This is a genomic window from Methylocystis sp. (assembly GCF_046349115.1).
GTDB lineage: Bacteria > Pseudomonadota > Alphaproteobacteria > Rhizobiales > Beijerinckiaceae > Methylocystis.
Window position 1 is genome coordinate 1,060,315 of record NZ_JAXMCX010000001.1, and the last position, 19,096, is coordinate 1,079,410.

The 19,096-nt window shown below is 61.7% G+C and carries 17 protein-coding genes and 1 other RNA gene; 7 read left to right on the forward strand and 11 right to left on the reverse strand.

What is annotated here, in order from left to right; all coding sequences use genetic code 11:
• Positions 1–14: 14 nt before the first annotated feature.
• The 5 genes from U1E20_RS05060 to U1E20_RS05080 all read right to left on the reverse strand — a co-directional run bounded on the left by U1E20_RS05060 (position 15) and on the right by U1E20_RS05080 (position 5,361).
• Positions 15–554 (reverse strand): dTDP-4-dehydrorhamnose 3,5-epimerase family protein, encoded by a 540-nt coding sequence (locus U1E20_RS05060; RefSeq protein ID WP_409979489.1) that lies wholly within the window; start codon positions 552–554, stop codon positions 15–17.
• Positions 551–1,789: a methyltransferase domain-containing protein gene (locus tag U1E20_RS05065; RefSeq protein ID WP_409979490.1), complete on the reverse strand. Its 1,239-nt coding sequence runs from the start codon at positions 1,787–1,789 to the stop codon at positions 551–553. The genes U1E20_RS05060 and U1E20_RS05065 overlap by 4 nt, the downstream gene beginning before the upstream one ends.
• A gap of 4 nt (positions 1,790–1,793) precedes the next feature.
• Positions 1,794–2,849: a CDP-glucose 4,6-dehydratase gene (rfbG, locus tag U1E20_RS05070; protein WP_409979491.1), complete on the reverse strand. Its 1,056-nt coding sequence runs from the start codon at positions 2,847–2,849 to the stop codon at positions 1,794–1,796.
• A 63-nt stretch (positions 2,850–2,912) separates the two neighbouring features.
• Positions 2,913–3,686: a glucose-1-phosphate cytidylyltransferase gene (rfbF, locus tag U1E20_RS05075; RefSeq protein WP_409979492.1), complete on the reverse strand. Its 774-nt coding sequence runs from the start codon at positions 3,684–3,686 to the stop codon at positions 2,913–2,915.
• Between the two features lie 319 nt (positions 3,687–4,005).
• Positions 4,006–5,361, reverse strand: coding sequence for a glycosyltransferase family 4 protein (locus tag U1E20_RS05080; protein WP_409979493.1), 1,356 nt, complete (start codon positions 5,359–5,361; stop codon positions 4,006–4,008).
• Positions 5,362–6,107: 746 nt separating this feature from the next.
• Between U1E20_RS05080 and U1E20_RS05085 the strand changes: the two genes are divergently transcribed.
• Positions 6,108–7,232 (forward strand): hypothetical protein, encoded by a 1,125-nt coding sequence (locus U1E20_RS05085; RefSeq protein WP_409979494.1) that lies wholly within the window; start codon positions 6,108–6,110, stop codon positions 7,230–7,232.
• 58 nt (positions 7,233–7,290) lie between these two features.
• Here U1E20_RS05085 and U1E20_RS05090 read toward each other — a convergent pair whose 3' ends face one another.
• The gene (locus U1E20_RS05090) at positions 7,291–8,874 is read right to left on the reverse strand and encodes a glucan biosynthesis protein (RefSeq protein ID WP_409979642.1); all 1,584 of its coding nucleotides are present in this window, start codon (positions 8,872–8,874) and stop codon (positions 7,291–7,293) included.
• A gap of 101 nt (positions 8,875–8,975) precedes the next feature.
• The gene (locus tag U1E20_RS05095) at positions 8,976–9,209 is read right to left on the reverse strand and encodes a hypothetical protein (RefSeq protein WP_409979495.1); all 234 of its coding nucleotides are present in this window, start codon (positions 9,207–9,209) and stop codon (positions 8,976–8,978) included.
• Positions 9,210–9,479: 270 nt separating this feature from the next.
• Between U1E20_RS05095 and U1E20_RS05100 the strand changes: the two genes are divergently transcribed.
• The 4 genes from U1E20_RS05100 to U1E20_RS05115 all read left to right on the forward strand — a co-directional run bounded on the left by U1E20_RS05100 (position 9,480) and on the right by U1E20_RS05115 (position 14,684).
• A complete protein-coding gene (locus tag U1E20_RS05100) occupies positions 9,480–10,943 on the forward strand; it encodes an amino acid permease (protein WP_409979496.1) in 1,464 nt (487 codons plus the stop codon).
• A 147-nt stretch (positions 10,944–11,090) separates the two neighbouring features.
• Positions 11,091–12,533, forward strand: coding sequence for a cryptochrome/photolyase family protein (locus U1E20_RS05105; RefSeq protein WP_409979497.1), 1,443 nt, complete (start codon positions 11,091–11,093; stop codon positions 12,531–12,533).
• A 40-nt stretch (positions 12,534–12,573) separates the two neighbouring features.
• Positions 12,574–13,596, forward strand: coding sequence for a nicotinate-nucleotide--dimethylbenzimidazole phosphoribosyltransferase (cobT, locus tag U1E20_RS05110; RefSeq protein ID WP_409979498.1), 1,023 nt, complete (start codon positions 12,574–12,576; stop codon positions 13,594–13,596).
• 104 nt (positions 13,597–13,700) lie between these two features.
• On the forward strand, positions 13,701–14,684 hold the full coding sequence (locus U1E20_RS05115) for a hypothetical protein (RefSeq protein WP_409979499.1): 984 nt from the start codon (positions 13,701–13,703) through the stop codon (positions 14,682–14,684).
• A 24-nt stretch (positions 14,685–14,708) separates the two neighbouring features.
• On the opposite strand, the gene U1E20_RS05120 is transcribed toward U1E20_RS05115, so the two are convergent.
• The 4 genes from U1E20_RS05120 to mnmA form a co-directional block, all read right to left on the reverse strand.
• A complete protein-coding gene (locus tag U1E20_RS05120) occupies positions 14,709–15,338 on the reverse strand; it encodes a 5-formyltetrahydrofolate cyclo-ligase (RefSeq protein WP_409979500.1) in 630 nt (209 codons plus the stop codon).
• A 26-nt stretch (positions 15,339–15,364) separates the two neighbouring features.
• Positions 15,365–15,519, reverse strand: a non-coding RNA gene (gene ssrS / locus U1E20_RS05125) — 6S RNA.
• Positions 15,520–15,567: 48 nt separating this feature from the next.
• Entirely contained in the window at positions 15,568–16,290 is a 723-nt protein-coding gene (locus tag U1E20_RS05130) for a methyltransferase domain-containing protein (RefSeq protein WP_409979501.1), read from the reverse strand.
• Positions 16,290–17,519, reverse strand: coding sequence for a tRNA 2-thiouridine(34) synthase MnmA (gene mnmA / locus U1E20_RS05135; protein WP_409979502.1), 1,230 nt, complete (start codon positions 17,517–17,519; stop codon positions 16,290–16,292). The genes U1E20_RS05130 and mnmA overlap by 1 nt, the downstream gene beginning before the upstream one ends.
• Before the next feature lie 244 nt (positions 17,520–17,763).
• Here mnmA and U1E20_RS05140 point away from each other — a divergent pair, with 244 nt between their 5' ends.
• Positions 17,764–18,696, forward strand: coding sequence for a ribose-phosphate pyrophosphokinase (locus U1E20_RS05140; protein ID WP_409979643.1), 933 nt, complete (start codon positions 17,764–17,766; stop codon positions 18,694–18,696).
• An 80-nt stretch (positions 18,697–18,776) separates the two neighbouring features.
• The gene (locus U1E20_RS05145) at positions 18,777–18,995 is read left to right on the forward strand and encodes a hypothetical protein (RefSeq protein WP_409979503.1); all 219 of its coding nucleotides are present in this window, start codon (positions 18,777–18,779) and stop codon (positions 18,993–18,995) included.
• Positions 18,996–19,096: the final 101 nt, after the last annotated feature.

Genomic DNA, 19,096 nt, shown 5'->3' on the forward strand with positions numbered 1-19,096 from the left:
CGCCGTCATGGGGTCTACGGACTTGGCGTCCATGGACTTGGCCAGGCGAGATCGACCTCGCCGATCACGGCGGGAACGGCTGGCCAGCTAATCGCAAATCCCGGATCGTCGTAGCGCAGCCCGCGGGCCTGGCCGCCGACATAGGGCCGGCCCATCTGATAGAGCACGTCCGTATCGGGTTCGAGGGTCAGAAAGCCGTGCGCGCAGCCTTCGGGAATGAACAGCGCGCTGGCGCGATCGGCGTCGAGGCGCCGGGCGATCCAGCGCCGGAATGTTGGGCTGTCGCGGCGCAAGTCGATTACAACGTCATGGATCGCGCCGCGCGTCACGCGCACCAGCTTGGCCTCGGCGTAAGGCGGGTCCTGCCAATGCATGCCGCGCAGCGTATGGATACGATCGTTACGCGAAAGATTGATCTGCGTCGATGTGAAGGAAACGCCGGCGGCCGCAAATTCTTGCGGACAATAGATGCGCGCGAAAAAGCCTCGCGCGTCAGCGCGCGGCTCGGCCGCGACTTCGATCACGTCCGGTATTTCGGTCGGCGCGAATCTCAAGCGTCGAGAACTCGCGTTTCAGGGACCGCGGTGACGAACTTGCCGCCCCAGCTGCGTATGTCGGCCATCTGACCCATGATTTCCTCCCTAAGGTTCCACGGAAGGATCACCAGATAATCGGGGCGCGTCTCGCCGATCGTTTCGGGCGCGCGGATTGGAATATGGCTCCCCGGCAGGAGCTTTCCCTGCTTGGCGGCGCTGCGGTCATAGACGCAGACGATATCATTCGCGTTCACGCCGCAGACATTGAGGAAAGTGTTGCCCTTGGCCGCCGCGCCATAGGCGGCGACCGTCTTTCCCTCCGCCTTGGCGCGCGCAAGAAAATTCAAGAACGACGCTTTCACGGCTTCGACCTTTTCTGCAAAGCCCGCATAGCCTTCGATCGCATCGAGACGCGCGGCGCGCTCAGCGCTTCGCGCCGCCTCCAGGCGCGGCGTCGGCGCATGAGAGGCGCCTTTGCGGCACACGTAAAGGCGCAGGGAGCCGCCATGCGTCGGCAGTTCTTCGACATCGAAGGCGACAAGGCCGTTCGCGGCCAGAACGCGCTCCACCGCCACGAGCGAGAGATAGGAGAAGTGCTCGTGATAGATCGTGTCGAATTGCAGTTCGCGGATGAGGTTTAAGACATGAGGAAATTCGAAGGTCGCGACGCCGTCGGGCTTGAGAATTTCCGCAAATCCGGCGACGAAATCGCCGATATCGGGAACATGCGCCAACACATTGTTGGCGGCGGTGAGATCGGCGGCGACGCCGCGCGCCGCCAGCTTGCGGGCGGTCTCCTTGCCGAAAAACGCGACTTCCGTCGGCACGCCTCTGGCGCGCGCCGCCTCGGCGACATTGGCCGCCGGCTCGACCCCCAGCACCGGCACGCCGCGCGCGATAAAATGCTGCAGCAGATAGCCGTCATTTGACGCGACTTCGATGACGAGCGAGCGCGGGCCAAGTCCGAAACGTTCGATCATCGCGTCGGCGTAACGCCGGGCATGCGCGACCCAACTGTCCGAATAGGAGGAAAAATAGGCGTAATCAGAGAAGATTGCCTCGGACGACACCGGCGCATCCACCTGCACCAAGAAGCAGGCGTCGCAAACCCGCGCATGGAGCGGAAAGCTCCTGTCGAGACCGCGGGCGATTTCCTCCTCCGTGACATAGGAGTTGGCGAGCGGCGTCGAGCCGAGATCGACGAAGTCATGATTCAGCGGTGCGCCGCAAAAACGGCAGGCTGGCATTTGCATTTTCTTATCCAGGAAGTTTCTCGAAGGCGTCGATCTGCGCGAGCGTTGTCGCCAGAGGGCTCCTTCCCGCGACGGCGTCGCGGTACCAGTTCGCGGTCCAATCGATCGCCATCCGGCCGGGCAACCGGTCGCGCCAGTTAAGAAGCGCGCGGGCGCGCGAGGAATCGACCGCGAGAACGTTCATTTCGCGCGAATCCGCCGGCTGATGCTCATAGCTCGCGTCGCGGCCGAGCGCCTTGAGCATTTCCTCGGTGAGTTCGCCCACTGTGATCGGCGTTGTCGGATCGGGCCCGAAATTCAATGTTTCCGGAAGGCTCTGGCCGCGTTCGAGCGCGTCGACATAGGTCAGATAGCCGTGAAGGCAGTCGAGCACATGCTGCCAGGGACGCGTCGCATGCGGCATGCGCAGCACGGGACGTTCGTTCTTCTCGGCAGCGCGCACGATGTCGGGAACGATGCGGTCGGCCGCATAGTCGCCGCCGCCGATGACATTGCCGCCCCGCGCGGTGACGAGTTTCACGCCCGAGTCCTTGAAGAAGGACTGAGCGTAGGAACGCGTCACCAGTTCGGCCGCCGCCTTGGAGGCCGAGTAGGGGTCCTTGCCGCCGAGCGGCGCGTCCTCCGCGAAGGCGGCGCCTTGCTCGTCATTCGCATAGACCTTGTCGGAGGTGACGACTAAAATCGTCGAAACGTCGGGCGCGCGGCGCAGCGCCTGCAGCAAATGCGCGGCGCCCATGACATTGGTCGCGAGCGTGCCGAGGGGATCGACATGCGACCGGCGAACGATCGCCTGCGCGGCAAGATGAAAAACGATGTGCGGGCGGGCCTTTGCAACGGCGGCCTCAACGGATTCGAGATCGTTCAAATCGCCGAACGTCGAATTCAGACGCTCGCCGACCCGCGCCATCTCGTAAAGATTTGCGTCGCCCTCGGGCGGCAGCGCAAAGCCGAAAACTTCGGCGCCTAATCGATCAAGCCAGAGCGCGAGCCAAGCGCCCTTGAAGCCGGTATGGCCGGTCAAAAGAACCCGCCGGCCGGCCAAGGTCTTCGATTTATCCACGCTTTAATCCCGCCAGTCCCGCTTCATATTCCCTCGATTTCGCGCTCGTCGGCAAAATACCGTTCAGCTCCATACCTTCCATGGCGCGCGCCCGCTCTCCCACAAGGCTTCGAGTCGATTCTTGTCGCGCAGCGTATCCATCGGCTGCCAAAATCCCTCATGCTTATATGCCCGTAATTCTCCCTCCGCCGCCAGACGTTCGAGCGGCCTTTCCTCCCAGGGCGTCGCGTCGCCGTCGATATAGTCGATTACGGAAGGTTCCAGAACGAAAAATCCACCGTTGATGAGGCTCTGATCCCCGGGCGGCTTTTCGATGAATTTGGTGACGGCGTCGCCTTGCAAAGACAAGGCGCCATAACGGCCGGGCGGCGTCACGGCGGTGAGGGTGGCTTTGCGCCCATGCGCGCGATGAAAATTGATCAGCGCCGCGATATCCACGTCGGCCACGCCGTCGCCGTAAGTGAAGCAGAAAGGCTGCGCCTCTCGAAGGTAGCCGCGGACTCTTTTGAGGCGCCCGCCGGTCATCGATGAGTCGCCGGTGTCGACGAGCGTGATCTTCCAGGATTCGCTTTTGCGATTATGAAATTCGACCTGTCCGGTTTCGCCGTCGACGGTAATGTCGGCGTTATGCATGAAATAATTCGCAAAGTATTCCTTGATCATATAGCCTTTATAGCCGAGGCAGACGACGAAGTCGTTCACGCCATGGTGGTGGTAGATTTTCATAATATGCCACAGGATCGGACGGCCGCCGATTTCGATCATCGGCTTCGGGCGGAGATAGGATTCCTCTGAAATTCGCGTCCCCATGCCGCCTGCTAGAATCACGACCTGCATTTTGTCTCCTCAACCGTCGCTGACGGCGCCCGTAAATGATCATTCACAATATAGTTTGTCCATACTCCTATACGTGTTCGCCAAATTATTGGTTGGACTAGCGTCTCTTAAGCAATCTGTTTTTTATTGGCAAACGTGGCTCAAATCGCATGATCGGCTCCCAGAGACAAGTCCGGCTTAAATGAGAGTGAGCCCGAGCCCATCTCGACCAAGCCGTCGAGTCGGATATCTGGGCGCCAAGCTATCGCGCCAAGGGCCAAGAGGCCGCTGGACGCGCGGCCAATCGCGCAATCCGATTGAAATTACAAATTGAGCATCGCTATCGGCGGCGCGAGCCGGCGTTCAACTGATAGGATTGAGTTCGTATCATATCCAACAATGTGTGAGTCGATTGCTTCCAGGTTGCAACCTCAATTTTTGGGGCCTGTTTTTCTGTGGACACGGCCGCTCGCAATTGCGTAGCGAGAGCTGAGCTGTCCAACTTCTTGAAATAACTTATGTGCTCCGCGGCCAATTCTCGAAAAATCGGAATGTCGGAGGCAATGACGGGCAGTCCATGGTTTGCGGCCTCCATGATCGGTAGACCAAATCCTTCTGCAAGCGACGGATAGACAAGCGCGCGCGCGTTCCGGTACAGACAAATTAAGTCGGCGTCGTTTGCGTTTGCCAACCAATGAAGACGCTTCCCGTACTGTTCGTGCTCAAGAATTCTCTGCTGCAAGGCATTGCTCGCCCATCCATAGCGGCCGACCACGACAAAGCGAGCGTCGATATCCGATCTCCAGAGTTCCTCCATTGCGTCGAGCGCAATATCATATCCTTTGCGCGGCTCTAAAGTGCCCACGCCAAGGAAGAATGGAGAATTTACCTGGGTGATGGCGGCTACGTCGCGTGATACGGATTGGGTGAGATCGCACCGAAAATCGCCGCCGAGATGAAACCAGCCTATCGGCATTTGACGCGGTTCTGGTAAGGCGGCCAAGTGCGCCTGCAACTCATTTGCGACGTTTTCCGAGATGCAAACCACCGCATCGCAATTGCAGACGACGGCGCTGAACCAATTGTCGTAATGCTCTCGTTGCTCGGGACTGAAAGCCCACGGAATCGTTTTCGGCAGAAGGTCGTAAACGCAAGCGACGGCTTGACCGTTCTGCTTTTTGACTTGGTCAATGATCGCCGAATAGGTCGCCAACATCCCCGATGGCGCATCGATCATCAGAAAGACGTCTCCAGACTCAGGTTCGATCGTTTCGGTAGCGGACGCATTTTTGAAATAGGGATGGAGCTTGGCGTTATACTGGAACACAGGAAGCGCCAGCCCCATTTCGGCGGCGGCGAAAGCGACTTCTTTAACGACTCGCTGGATCCCCGTATTCTTGCCCGAAAAATGAGTCGACGTGACGTCGATCAATATTCTTGGACTGTGGGAGCGGTCTTGGACGGCTGTAGGGAGCGAGGGGCGTTCGGCGAGGGCCTGTCGCAATCGTCGTTCCGATCGCCATCGGCCATCGTGGAGGAAGCCCAAACCCATCAGTCTGGTGATCGTCCAGAGCAGCTCCAGCAACCGCGTCCGAATATATTCTGCGAGCCGGTTTTTTCTTGGCTCCTGTTGGAAAAAAAGTTCACGGTATAGCTTTTCCAAGAAATAATGCTCATCTGGATAATTATCTTTCACCAATATTCTCCATGGCGTCAACAATAATTCGCTTCTATTCTTACGAATTGGCTGGTTGAATCCTGCTGGTCGAATTTGAACATCAAATTCGAATTACGAGCGCTACTGGTTGGGGCTGTCCTTGACCTCGCGCCCCCGGTCCCCATCGGCGTTGTCGCTCTTCGAAAATGAGTTCACGACGCTCTCAATCTTGGCGGTTTCCAGCCGACATTGACGCTGGCGATCGTTGGGAGAACTGGCGGAAGCGGCGATTTTGACCACACATTCTGGCGAGCGCGCTGAACTGCTCGAACAAGGCGCAGGCGTCGCTGCACTCGTTCAGGGAGAAGGCGCGCTCCTGAAAGTTCGCTGACCCGATCATATGCGCCTTCCTAGGTGAAATAGTCGCATTTATGACGGCGCATGGCGATTTCCCGGTTTCTTTGCCTCTGCATCGCGTCCGTCAGAGGCAAAACGAAGCGTCGCTTGTCGAAATTAGCAAGCGCGGCGTCGACGGGTCAATAGCTCTCATTTAATGGAGTTAGCGACCGCGAGGACATCATCCAAGCTTCATTTTCGAATGACCTAAGCTTAAAGATAGGTTAATGTAGCCTGTTCATTTTTTTATGCAGAATTGTAACAGACGGCTTTCCTTGAGAAATTTTCAGTAAGCCCCTGGTCGCGTCCTGAAGCGCCGCGGATAACTAGAGTTGCTCTTTCGGAGGGGGTTCGCTAATATTACATCTTGGCGTATAGGGACTTCGGATATGAATAAAATAGAAACCGTCAAGAAAAAACCAAGCGCCGCGGTCGTTCTCGCCTTTTACGTTATTATGACGCTGCTTTGCATTGCCGGCATAGAAATCATACTTAGATTGCAGCAGATATTCGGGCCAATTTATGAATTGGAATTCATCAGTTTGATCAATCAGACGCCGTCGGACGTCGTCAATCATGCGCCCAATACGAGCGCCGCCATCGCCGGACGGAAATTCGACAAGTTGGGCGTCCGGCAATATTCATCGCTTGAACGACCGGAAAAATGCGCGCAATCCAAGAAGATGCTCTTTCTCGGGGATTCGTTCATGGAGGGCTACGATGAGGCGCATACCATCCCGTATCTGATAACGAAATTCTTCGCCAAGGAAAATATTTGCATTGAGCCGTTTAATGCTGGACTATCATCTTATTCTCCGGCAATATTTGTTGCGCAAATAAGGCTATTGTATCCGATAATAAAGCCTGATTACATCATAATAGACATTGACGAGACGGATTTCTATGATGATAATGTTCGTTACAAGGAGTATATCAGCAGAGACGCGCAGGGTCGAAATATTGCTGTAAAATCTGGAAGCGCTTATCGAGAGGTCATGAGTGAATTGGATGGCGTCAGAGCGCATAACTCCTACATCATGAGATTAATCAAAATTAAGCTCTCTAAATATTTGAACATTTTGAGCTCATCTTCCGGACAGACCGCAAAGGAAAATGACGCGATTTTCGAATTATCCAAACTCGACGCCGAGTCGGCGCGCGCCAAGTTCAAAGACGAATTATCTTTTTTCAAAGGCAATGTTGAAGAGATCATCGGCGCGCTCAAGGAATATGACTTCGACTTGGATCGCCTTATTTTTATCAGGCACCCGCATCTCGAACATCTGAGCGGCGCCAGCGGACCATCGTTTAACAATGTGATTTTTGAGGCCGTTCAGGAGGTCGCCACAGCCAATAACGTCAAAATCTACGACTCTCTGGCCGATCTTCAGGCGGCATTTAACGGCCATCCCGAAAAGTATTATTTCAAGAATGATATGCACTTCAATTATAAGGGCATGGAGGCCTACAGCGCGGCGGTGAGCGCGACGCTAGCGCCAATGCTCGCAAAATAGATTATTCGGTTCGTCGCAATAAATTCGAATGCGGCGCCGGCGTATTGCCGACACGGAATCAGAAGGGGTGGTACTGGTAGAGCCAGTTCTCCGAAAGCGTTTCGTCGCCGTTCTTGAGGTACAGACGCATTTCGACAGGTTCGGCTCCTTGAACCGTCAGGTCGAATTGCGCTCGCCAATGGCCGGGCACATTGTCGAACACCGCTTCGGTGAAGACATAGGAGAAGGTTCCGCGCGAGGCCCATAAAACAGGTTCCGGCTTCACGCCGAAGGGGAGTTTCGCCAGCGGCTCGCCGAGAAACTCGACCATGAATTTGCGCACGCCCTTGGGGCGCGGCTTGCCGGGCTGTCCGCCATTGCCGAGCCTGGTCGCGACGCAACGCGCGAGCTTGGTCGGATTGGGTTCGTCGGCGAGCCAGTGCAGCCGATAGGAATATTCGAAGGAGGCGCCGGGAACGGCAGGCTTTTCTGGCACCCAGACGACGACGATATTGTCGTGGATTTCGTCGTCGGTCGGAATTTCGATCAGTTGAATCGCGCCCTTGCCCCAGTCGCCCTTGGGTTCGATCCAGACGCTGGGGCGGCGATCGTAAAAGACATTATCGAGATAATGGTCGTAGTTGCGGTCGCGCTGCATCAGGCCGAAGCCCTTGGGATTAACATCGCCGAACGCCGACGCCATCACCCGGTTCGGATTGTTCAGCGGTCGCCAAAGCCGCTCGCCGGCGCCGGTCCACATGCTCAGCCCGTCGGAATCATGCACTTCCGGCCGCCAGTCGATCGCCGTCGGCTTGGCGGTCTCCGAGAACCAGAACATCGAGGTGAGCGGCGCGACGCCGAAGCGGGTGAAGGCGCCGCGCAAATGGAGCGAGCAGTCGATGTCCATGACGACGCCCTTGCCGCGCGTCATCAGAAAGCGATAGGCGCCGACGATCGACGGCCCTTCGAGCAGCGCATGCAGAACGACGCCGTCGGCCGTCTCGGGTCCGATGTAAATCTCGGTGAAATCGGGGAACTCCTCATTCGTTCCGCTCTGCCAAGTATCGAGCGCGACGCCGCGCGCCGACATTCCATATTGGCGCAATTCGCCGATCGCCCGGAAATAAGAGGCGCCGAGAAAGGCGACCCAATCGTTTCGCTTCCAGTCGAGCGCGCCGTCCTTCGCCTCCTGAATGCGAAATCCCGCAAATCCAGCGCCGGCCGGAAGCTGCCGCGCGATCGAATCCTCCGGCATGTTGAAATAGCTGGTGTCGTAAAGAACCTCGCGCGCCTCGCCGTTTTCGACGACATGCATGCGCACGGCTTTTTTGAAAAACATGCCGAGATGGAAGAACTCGATCGGGAAACGCTCGTTCGTATTGGCGAAGAGCGCATGGTCGGTGTTGTAGGTGATCTGTCCCCACTTCTCGTAATCGATCTGCGAGGTGATTTCCGGCGAGGGGATATTCGGCTTGCGGTAGGGTTCCTTGATCAGCCGTTGCGCCGTCTGCTTCAGCGTCTCGAAGGAGAAGGATTGCGGATCGCCGAGCCGGAGATTGGTCACGCTGGTCGCCGCCTCGCTGCGGGGCGCGCCGACGGCGCCTAATGCGCTCGTGGCCGCCGCCGCCTTGAGAAACGAGCGACGATCCTGCTTCTCGACCATCTCGGCGTCCTTGTTACGAAGTTTGGGAGAGGTGCGCTTGGGCCTGCGTCCGCCGCGAGTCTGCCGTGGGGCGCGAGACATCAGGGCGCGAGACCCTTTATTCAGCCGCGGATCGGCTCATTGCGGAGGGCGGTCCGCATGAAGAAATAGAGTCCGATCAGGCCGGCGAACGAGAAGATGATTTCCAGCGCCCGGCTGACGAGGGGATCGAGCTGGAACAGGCCGCCGAGCGCCCAGCCCGCGGCCCAGGACGCGCCGACGAGCTCGGTGCCGACGAGGATCGCGACCGCGACGAGCGTCGACAGGTGCAAATAATTGATCGGCTTTTGGCTCATGACGCCATTCTCGAGCAGGCCTCTTAAAAAGCGGCCGCGCCGCGCTTGAGCCGTGCTATCGCAAAGAACGGCCCAAAGCAAGCCGCGCCAGGCTAGGGCGGGCGCGATCAGTAACGATAAGCCAAGGATGTCGAAGGCGAATCTGGCGTTGCGCCGCCGTTGCCGCGGGGGCCTCAAACCTTTCCGCTTGTATGTTTTGGCGCCGCATTGATAATCGGCGCCAGCAAAGGCGCGGGCGCATGGCCGTCGCGCAGCGCGAAAGGGCGAAGCTTGTCGCAACCCGCCAGCAAGGTCTACCTCACCCGCAAATCCGTCTATCTGATCATCGCCGAACACAACGCCGCCGAGGGCGACGGCTTGAAGCGCGCGCTTGGCTGGGCGTCGCTGATGTCGCTTGGCGTCGGTGGAATCATCGGCGCCGGCATTTTCGTCCTGACCGGCACGGCGGCGGCGAATTACGCCGGCCCCGGCGTGATGATCTCCTTCCTTCTGTCGGGGCTCGCCTGCGCCTTTGTCGCCCTCTGTTACGCGGAGCTTGCGGCGCTCATTCCCGTCGCCGGAAGCACCTACACCTATACTTATGTGACGCTCGGCGAGATTTTCGCCTGGATTATCGGCTGGAACCTCATACTCGAATACGCCGCCGGCGCCGCGACGGTCGCGGTCGGCTGGGCCGGCTATTTCAATCGCGTGATGCAAGGGTTCGGCATCCACCTGCCGCCCGAGCTCACCACCGCCTATTTCGCTGATCCGACGGCGCATGGGGCGCCGCCCGGCGCCGTGCATGGGCTCTTCAACGTTCCCGCCGCAGGGATCATCGTGCTGTTGACGGCGCTGCTGGTGCGCGGCACCACCGAGTCGACGCTGTTCAATAACATCATCGTCGCGATCAAGGTCACCGTCGTGCTGATGGTGATCGTCTTCGGCGCAGCGCATATCGACTACGCCAATTGGACGCCGCTCATTCCCGACAATGCCGGTGAATTCGGCGTCTTTGGCTGGAGCGGGGTGGTGCGCGGCGCGTCGGTCGTCTTCTTCGCCTATATCGGATTCGACTCGGTCTCGACCGCGGCGCAGGAGGCGCATAATCCCCAGCGCGACGTGCCGATCGGCATCATCGGCTCGCTCATCGTCTGCACGATTCTCTATATCCTGGTCGCGGCGGTCGCGACCGGCGTCGTCAATTACAAGGAACTCGGCGTCCCCGACCCGATGGCGCTGGTGATGGATCGAACCGGCGTAGCCTGGCTCGCCTGGGCGGTGAAACTTGGGGCGCTGGCCGGACTGACGACGGCGATCTTGGTGCTGCTTTATGGGCAGACGCGCATCTTCTTCGCGATGGCGCATGACGGGCTGCTGCCGCCGATTTTCGCCAGACTTCACGCGGAATGGCGCACGCCCGCTGTCAGCCAGATACTCGTCGGCGTCGTCGTCGCGCTCGCGGCGGGCCTGCTGCCGCTGGATATTCTCGGCGAGATGGTGAGCATCGGCACGCTGGCCGCCTTTGCGCTCGTCTGCATGGCGGTGATTCACCTGCGCCGGATGTATCCAGAGATCGCCCGGCCATTCCGCGCGCCGGGCATCCCCTGGCTGCCGATCGCCGGCATTTTGTCCTGTTTCGCGCTGATGGTCGCGCTGCCGCTCGACACATGGCTGCGGCTGCTGATCTGGACCGCGATCGGGATAGGAATCTATTTCCTCTACGGGCTCAAACACGCCAAACGGCTCGGCTGACCGGGCGACGCGCCGAGGTTGAGGTCGGACGGCGCGGATGATGGAACTCTATGCTCCCGGAAAGGTTACGATTTAAGTCAACGATCGTTCGCCGACGCGGCGCGGTCGGCGTAACCTTTTGGAAGAGTCGAACTGGCTTCGTTCAACATGAATGCCCCGGCGATTGTCTGGTTTCGCAATGACTTGCGGATCGCGGACAATCCGGCCCTCGCCGCGGCGGCGCGAAGCGGCGCCCCGCTGGTCGGGCTGTATATTCTGGACGACGCGAGCCCCGGCCAATGGCGGCCCGGCGCGGCGGCCGATTGGTGGCTGCACCATTCTCTCGCGGCGCTGACTGAGACGCTCGCCGAACGGGGCGTTCAGCTGACGCTGCGCCGCGGGCGCGCGCAATTTGTGTTCGAGCAGATCATCGCCGAAACCGGCGCCGGCGCCGTCTTCTGGAACAGACTTTACGAACCCTGGGCGATGCGGCGGGACGAGGAAATCATCGCGCAGCTGCGTGATGATGGCGTTAAAGCCCATTGCTTCCACGAGTCCCTGCTGTTCGAGCCGGGGACGGTCCGCACCAAGCAGGGCGAGAGCTTCCGGACGTTCACGCCCTTCTGGCGGGCGTGTCTCGCCGCGCCGCCGCCCGATCGCCCGCTGCCGGCCCCGAAAAGTCTGCACGCCGCGCCGCTCACGCCCGACAGCGAAGACCTCGACGCTTGGCGGTTGCTGCCGCAGAACCCGGACTGGGCGGTCGGCCTACGCAACGCCTGGCTCGTCGGCGAGACGGCGGCCCGCGCCGAGCTGTCGGACTTCGCCCGCAACCATGTCGCCGACTACAAATCGGAACGCGACTTCCTGGGACGGGTAGGCGTCTCGCGACTCTCCCCGCATCTTCATTTCGGCGAATTGTCGCCACGGGAAGTCTGGCGCGCGATCAGCGAGCCGGCCAGCATCGGCGGCGAAGCCTATCTGCGCGAACTCGGCTGGCGCGAATTCTGTCATCACTTGCTGATCGCCCATCGCGACATGCCCGACTGCCCGCTCGACCGGAGTTTCGAGCGCTTTCCCTATCGCGACGACGAGGCCGCGCTCGACGCCTGGAGAAGAGGCCAGACCGGCTATCCGCTGGTCGACGCGGCGATGCGCGAATTATGGATCACGGGATGGATGCATAATCGCGCGCGGATGGTTTCGGCGAGCTTTTTGATCAAACATCTGCTGATCGATTGGCGGAAGGGCGAGCGCTGGTTCTGGGACACGCTGGTCGACGCCGATCTCGCCAACAACAGCGCCAATTGGCAGTGGGTCGCGGGGTGCGGCGCCGATGCCGCGCCCTATTTCCGGATTTTCAATCCGGCGCTGCAGGGCGAGAAATTCGATCCGGACGGCGCCTATGTGCGCCGCTATGTGCCGGAATTGGCTGGGCTCGACGCGCGCTACATTCACCGCCCCTGGGCGGCGCCCGAGGATATTCTGCGCGCGGCCGGCGTGCGGCTCGGCGTCACCTATCCCCATCCGATCGTCGATCACGCGCAGGCGCGCGAACGCGCGCTGGCGGCATTCGAGCATATGCGAAGCCTCGCGGCGTTGCGGGAGGCGTAAGCGCTCGCCAATCGCGACGCGACCCGGTAAAGCCGGCGGCATGGTCGAACACATCCGTCCCTTCGAAGAAATCCGCATCTTGCTGGCGGCGCTGCCCGGCCCCGATCTGGAAGCCGCGGCGGCGGCGCGGGCGCGCGATCGCCTGCTCACCAAGCCGCCAGGCGCGCTCGGGCGTCTCGAGGAGATCGTCGAATGGCTCGCCGCCTGGCAGGGCAGGGCGGCGCCGGCGATCGAACGGCCGCTGGTCGCGGTTTTCGCCGCCAATCATGGCGTCGTCGCCCAGGGGGTTTCCGCCTTTCCGGCGAGCGTCACGGAGCAGATGGTGGCGAATTTTCTCGCCGGCGGCGCGGCGATCAACCAGATCTGCAAGGCGCATGGCGTCGGCCTGAAAGTCTATGAACTCGCGCTCGAACGGCCGACGGCGGATTTCACGCAGGCGCCGGCCATGGACGAGCGCGAGGCGGCGGCGACCTTCGCCTATGGGATGGAGGCGATCGACGGCGAGATCGATCTTCTGGCGCCGGGCGAGATGGGCATCGGCAATACAACGAGCGCGGCGGCGATCTATGCGGCGCTCTACGGCGGACCGGCGTCGCGCTGGACGGGACGCGGCACGGGGCTCGACGACGTCGGCCTTGCGCGCAAGAACGCCGCGATCGACGCCGCTCTGGCGTTGCATGGTCCGCATCTCGCCGATCCTTTGGAGATTCTGCGCCGGGTCGGGGGACGGGAAATCGCCGCGATAATGGGCGCCATTGCAGCGGCAAGGCTGAACCGCATCCCCGTCGTGCTCGACGGCTATGTCGGCTGCGCCGCGGCGGCGCTGCTGCATGCGATCGCGCCTGACGCGATTGCCCATTGCGTCGCCGGCCATATGTCTGCGGAGGGGACGCATGGCGAGGTCCTGGCGCGGCTCGGCAAGCGTCCGCTGCTCGATCTCGACATGCGGCTGGGCGAAGGCTCCGGCGCCGCGCTCGCGATCGGCCTGATCAAAGCTGCGCTTGCCTGTCACTGCGACATGGCGACCTTTGAAAGCGCTGGCGTGTCCGAGAAGTCGAAATAATCGCCCATGGTTCGGTTCCGCGAGCAAGAAACTGTCACATGCACATGCGCATTGAAGTCAAAAGGCCCAATGCCGGCCGCTGAACCGCTAAGGAGCGCGGTTTCATGATCTCACTTCCTTCGCCTTATCTCGCTGCGATTCTGATCGCGGCGCTCGTCGCGGCGCTTGTCTTTCATCTCAGCCGGACGCTGGGACGGCAGCGCTGGGTTCATGCGGCCTATGCCGCCGCCGCCCTGGGGCTTATCTATTTGCTGGGCGCGGGCGCCTTCGGCTGGGATTTTAGCGGCCAGGGCGCGCTGCTCTGGGCCTATCTCGCGCTTTTTGTCTTGACCCTCGCCAATGCCGCGCGTCGGCGTCTGGCGCTCGGCGCCGTCGGCTTGCCGTGGCTCTCGGCGCTGATCCAGCTCGGCGTGGTCGCCTATATGTTCGCGCCCGAGCCGTTCCGCAAACCGCCGGTGACGGCGGCGCTTTTCCTGTATTTCCTGTTCGAGGCCGCGGTCTGGCTGCGCGGACGGGAGGATGAGCGGTCCGAGGCGGACGACGACGATCGGAAGCGGCCGCCGCTCTTCCCGCCGCAGCGGCGCCGGGGCGTCGCGGAAATTTCGCTTGCCGTCGCGGCGCTTGCCGTCGTCTATCTGCTCGTGGTTGGGCCGCGTTCCGCAAATGTAGTTCTGGATTCCGCGACGGCGCAGCAGCATGAGCCGCAGATCGACGAGACCGCCGTGAGCGGCGAAACGGCGGTCGCCGAGGAGACGGCCGCCGCCGGCGAAGCATCCGCGTCCGGGGAGGCGCCAGCGGAGCCTGCGGCTCCGGACGACGCGGCAATTTCCGGGAACGCGGCGAACGAAAAGCCGGAAACGCCGTCGCAAGTCGCAAGCAGCGAACCAGCAGCCTCTCCTGCGCCCGCCGTGGCGAAGGACCCGGGAGTTTATACTGCCCGCGCGGGGGACACGTTCAAATCCATCGCCAAGCGGCTCTTTGGAACGGCGAACAAATGGCGGTCCCTCGCCGACGCCAATCCCGAGCTGAAGGCGAAGAAATTCCGCGCCGGCCAGCTCGTCAAACTGCCGGCGGCGGCGATTCCGTGAAGTTACGGAAAGGCGCGGCGCCCCTTAGAGGGCTGCGTCCGAACCGGCGTTGACGCTCGCGTCACGCGCGGAAAATTGCAGCATCCCCTGCTCGGTTAGGACAAAATCGAGCCGCTGGTCGTGCGGCTCGACCGGCACGTGATCCGCTTCCTGGCAGGAATAGGCCACGCCGATCGCGACGACCGGCTTTTTGACGCGAAGCGCCGAGAGCGTGGCGTCATAAATGCCGCCGCCATAGCCCAGCCGAAAGCCGCGCCGGTCGAATGCGGCGAGCGGCGAGAAGACGATGTCAGGGTCAAAGGGCGGCTTGTCCTCGGAAGGCTCCGAGAGGCCGAACGGTCCTTTGACCAGATCGTCGCCGGGCGCGAAGGCGCGGAAGACCAGCGGCTGGCGGACCTTGTGCATCACCGGCAGCGTCACGCGGCAGCCTTTAGCGGCGAGCGCGTCGATCAGGGGGCGCGTATTGAGTTCGCTGCGGATCGGCCAATAGACCGAGACGATCGGCGCCTCGAGCGCCGCGTCGCGCGCGATCCGCTCAACGAGCGCGAGGCCCCGCGCGGCGATCGCGGCGGCGGCCTCTTGGGCTTCATGCTGGGTGACGAGATCGCGCCGCGCCAGCGAACGGCGCCGCAGCTCGGCTTTCGGATCGTTCATCCGAGAGCCATAACAGGGAAGGAGAGTGCGGGCCACAAGAGCCGTGGGACATCGATCCCGGGAACCTACAACGTAGGTGGGCGCCATATGGCCAAGCCCACGAGCGAGGCCAGGGACAGCTCCCATAAGGATCGATAAGGCCCCGGGGAATAATAGTCCTGCACGCACCCCGCAGCGCCGCTTGAGGAATGTAGCGTTCCGAGGGGCGCGACGCTAGTAGTGGTTTCGCCTATGTGAGCGCCAGTTCTAACGGCGCCGACTTTGCCCGTTCGTTGCAATCGGACGACATCCGCCTAATCCGCGTCAGCGTGAACAGGCCGAAGGGCGCGAGCGGGCGGCGCTCGATGAGTTTCATCTGCGGATTACGGTCGATCCAGCCGCCGATGATCGACCAGGGGAATTGCGGGCGCCAGCCGAGCTTGGGCGCCATATGGCGGTCGAGCCAGGCTTCGAACAGCGCAATCGCGTCGTCCTTGCCGCTGACATGATTGACGAGCACGATCTCGCCGCCTGGCCGCAGCACGCGCGCGAGTTCGTCGAGCAGCGCTTCCGGGTCGGGCACGACCGTGAGAACATAGGGCGCGACGACGCAGGCGAAGCTCGCGTCAGCAAAAGCCATCTTCGTCGCGTCCATCTTCACCAGGCCGGCGACTTGATCGAGGCGTTCGCGGCGCACGCGCTGCGCGGCGCGGCGCAGCATCGGCTCCGACAGATCGACCCCGACGACCTGCGCATTCCGAGAGAATAGCGGCAGTTCGAGGCCGGTGCCGACGCCCACGTCAAGAATCGGTCCGCGAGCCCCTGAAGCCGCCGCCGCCGCGGCGCGGCGTCCGGGTTTCAGCAGCACGTCGAAGGTCAAATCGTAAATCGGCGCCCAGCGCGCATAGGCGGCTTCGACATTGCCATTGTCGAGCGTTTCGACGTCTCGGTAATAGTTTCTTGCTTCGCTCATTAAGGCGCCCTTCGCCGTTCCGCGGCGCGCAGCGGCGGCGCCTTAGATCCCATTATCAGCGTCGCCGGCTCGACCGCGGCGATGAATCCGCCGCCGAGCACGCGCGCGTCGTTGTCGTCGGCGTCGTAGAACACGCACGCCTGTCCCGGCGAAACGCCGAATTCGCTCGACGCGAACACCACCGTCGCGCCGCCGTCGTCGCCGGCGATCAGCCGCGCCGGCGCCGGCGGCCGGGTCGAGCGCACGCGCGCCATAATGTCCAGGCCGCCCGGCGGCAAGGATGAAAGCGTTCCTTCGCCGATCCAATTCACGTCGCGCAATTTCGCCGCGCGGGTCTCTAGCGCCTCGCGCGGACCGACGATCACTTGAGCTTTCGCTGCATCGAGACGCAGGACGTAAAGCGGCTCGGAGTCGCGGCCGGCGACCTTCGCGCCAAGCCCTAGTCCGCGGCGCTGTCCGATGGTGTAATGGATGACGCCGGCATGGCGCCCGAGCATGCGACCGTCGATGTGAACGATTTCGCCCGGCACGACGGAAGTGGGCGCGAGCTTTTCGACGACGTCGGTATAGCGCCCGGTCGGCACGAAGCAGATGTCCTGGCTGTCCGGCTTGTCGGCGACCTCGAGGCCGATGCGGCGCGCCATCTCACGAACTTCGGCTTTCGTATAGTCGCCGAGCGGAAAGCGCAGCATCCGCAATTGTTCACGCGTCGTCGCGAACAGGAAATAGCTCTGGTCGCGCGAGGCGTCCTTGGCGCGATAGAGCGCGCGTCCGCCATGTCCGTCGTCGCGAATGGAAATGTAATGGCCGGTCGCGAGCGCATGCGCGCCGAGGTCCTTGGCCGTCTCCATCAGATCGGCGAATTTGATGAACTGATTACAGGCGACGCAGGGTACCGGAGTCTCGCCCTTGGCGTAGCTCGCGGCGAATTCGTCGATCACCTTCTCGCGAAATCTGCTCTCATAATCGAGAACGAAATGCGGAATGCCGAGCCGCGCCGCGACGCTTCGGGCGTCGTGGATGTCGCGGCCGGCGCAGCAGGCGCCGCGGCGATGGGTGGCTTCGCCGTGATCATAGAGCTGCATCGTCACGCCGACGACGTCATAGCCCTGCTCCTTCAGCAAGGCGGCGACCACGCTTGAATCGACGCCGCCCGACATGGCGACGACGATTCGCGTCTCGCGCGGCGAGGACGGCTGCGGCGCATGATCCGATACGCTATTCGTCATTAACGGAAGCGACGCCTGTCTACTAAGCCGTTGGGCGAGATGGGTGAAGGCGCAAACCAAACGCCCGGCCCGCCGCGCATCGGTGAGGCCGCCATAATCATGTAGAGCATTACCCCTGCGAGAGGCAATCCTGTCGCAGATTTATGACGGGGAAGCCGCCATTCTCGCGTCATATTGTTCGTCGCCGCCATCGCTGCTATGACGCCGCGGCGTTTAAGGCGCGGGGGCGGACTGAATGGCGGCGATGAAACTCCTGGCTGGCAATTCCAACCGGCCGTTGGCGGAGGCGATCGCCGCGCATCTCGGGGTTCCGCTGTGCCGCGCCCAGGTTCGTCGCTTCGCCGACCAGGAAATCTGGGTCGAAATCCTGGAGAACGTGCGCGGGCAGGACACATTCGTGATCCAGTCCACCTCCGCGCCGGCCAATGACCATCTGATGGAGCTGCTGATCATGGTCGACGCGCTGCGTCGCGCCTCGGCGCGTCGCATCACTGCGGTCATTCCCTATTTCGGCTACGCCCGTCAGGATCGCAAACAGGGACCGCGGACGCCGATCTCGGCGAAGCTGGTCAGCAATCTCATCACCCGGGCGGGGGCGGACCGCGTTCTCACCGTCGATCTTCACGCCGGCCAGGTTCAGGGCTTCTTCGACATCCCGACCGACAATCTCTTCGCCGCGCCGGTGATCGTGGCGGACATTAAGTCGCACCTCGACCTCAAGAACGTCATGGTGGTGTCGCCGGACGTTGGCGGCGTGGTGCGCGCCAGGGCGCTGGCGAAGCGCATCGACGCGCCGCTGGCGATCGTCGACAAGCGCCGCGAGCGCGCCGGCGAGTCGGAAGTGATGAACATCATTGGCGACGTCGACGGCCACAATTGCATTCTCATTGACGACATCGTCGATTCGGGCGGCACGCTCTGCAACGCGGCGGAAGCGCTGCTGGCGGCAGGCGCCGGCTCGGTATACGGCTACATCACCCATGGCGTGCTGTCGGGCGCGGCGGCGGAACGTATCGCCAAGTCCAAGCTGAAGCAGCTCGTCGTCACCGACACGATCCGCGCGACCGCCGCGGTCGAAGCCGCGCCGAATATCCGCGTCATTCCGATCGGCCATCTGATCGGCGAAGCGATCGCCCGCACGGCGCGGGAAGAGAGCGTTTCGAGCCTGTTCGATTAGGGGAAAGGCGAACGGGTCTTTGCATGCGCGCCAAACGGGCATATTTTGGCGAAACGCCATGAGATTGTCGGCGAAGCGATATGACGAAGCTACTCGATCAGGCGTTCGACAAGGCGCGAAAACTTCCCGAGCGAGAGCAAAACTCCATCGCCGATTTGATCCTGGGCGAATTGGAAGACGAGGCGCGGTGGGATAGGGCGTTCGCCGCGAGTCCGCACGCCCTTGCGACCCTTGCGGAAGAGGCGGCGGCGGAAGACCGTACGAAAAGGACGCAGCCGCTCGACCCCCACAGGCTGTGAAATCCCGGACGACGGCCCGATTTCGGAACGCTTTCGCCGGCCTGCCGAAAGAGGTTCAGGAATAAGCGCGCCTCGCCTATGGGCGCTTCCAGCAGGACCCT

Bases quoted from the DNA above. Each gene is read 5' to 3' on its own strand.
- U1E20_RS05065 (WP_409979490.1), bottom strand. From the start codon at position 1,789: ATGCAAATGCCAGCCTGCCGTTTTTGCGGCGCACCGCTGAATCATGAC.
- rfbF (WP_409979492.1), bottom strand. From the start codon at position 3,686: ATGCAGGTCGTGATTCTAGCAGGCGGCATGGGGACGCGAATTTCAGAG.
- U1E20_RS05085 (WP_409979494.1), top strand. From the start codon at position 6,108: ATGAATAAAATAGAAACCGTCAAGAAAAAACCAAGCGCCGCGGTCGTT.
- U1E20_RS05090 (WP_409979642.1), bottom strand. From the start codon at position 8,874: ATGGTCGAGAAGCAGGATCGTCGCTCGTTTCTCAAGGCGGCGGCGGCC.
- U1E20_RS05095 (WP_409979495.1), bottom strand. From the start codon at position 9,209: ATGAGCCAAAAGCCGATCAATTATTTGCACCTGTCGACGCTCGTCGCG.
- U1E20_RS05105 (WP_409979497.1), top strand. From the start codon at position 11,091: ATGAATGCCCCGGCGATTGTCTGGTTTCGCAATGACTTGCGGATCGCG.
- cobT (WP_409979498.1), top strand. From the start codon at position 12,574: ATGGTCGAACACATCCGTCCCTTCGAAGAAATCCGCATCTTGCTGGCG.
- U1E20_RS05115 (WP_409979499.1), top strand. From the start codon at position 13,701: ATGATCTCACTTCCTTCGCCTTATCTCGCTGCGATTCTGATCGCGGCG.
- U1E20_RS05120 (WP_409979500.1), bottom strand. From the start codon at position 15,338: ATGAACGATCCGAAAGCCGAGCTGCGGCGCCGTTCGCTGGCGCGGCGC.
- U1E20_RS05130 (WP_409979501.1), bottom strand. From the start codon at position 16,290: ATGAGCGAAGCAAGAAACTATTACCGAGACGTCGAAACGCTCGACAAT.
- mnmA (WP_409979502.1), bottom strand. From the start codon at position 17,519: ATGACGAATAGCGTATCGGATCATGCGCCGCAGCCGTCCTCGCCGCGC.
- U1E20_RS05140 (WP_409979643.1), top strand. From the start codon at position 17,764: ATGAAACTCCTGGCTGGCAATTCCAACCGGCCGTTGGCGGAGGCGATC.
- U1E20_RS05145 (WP_409979503.1), top strand. From the start codon at position 18,777: ATGACGAAGCTACTCGATCAGGCGTTCGACAAGGCGCGAAAACTTCCC.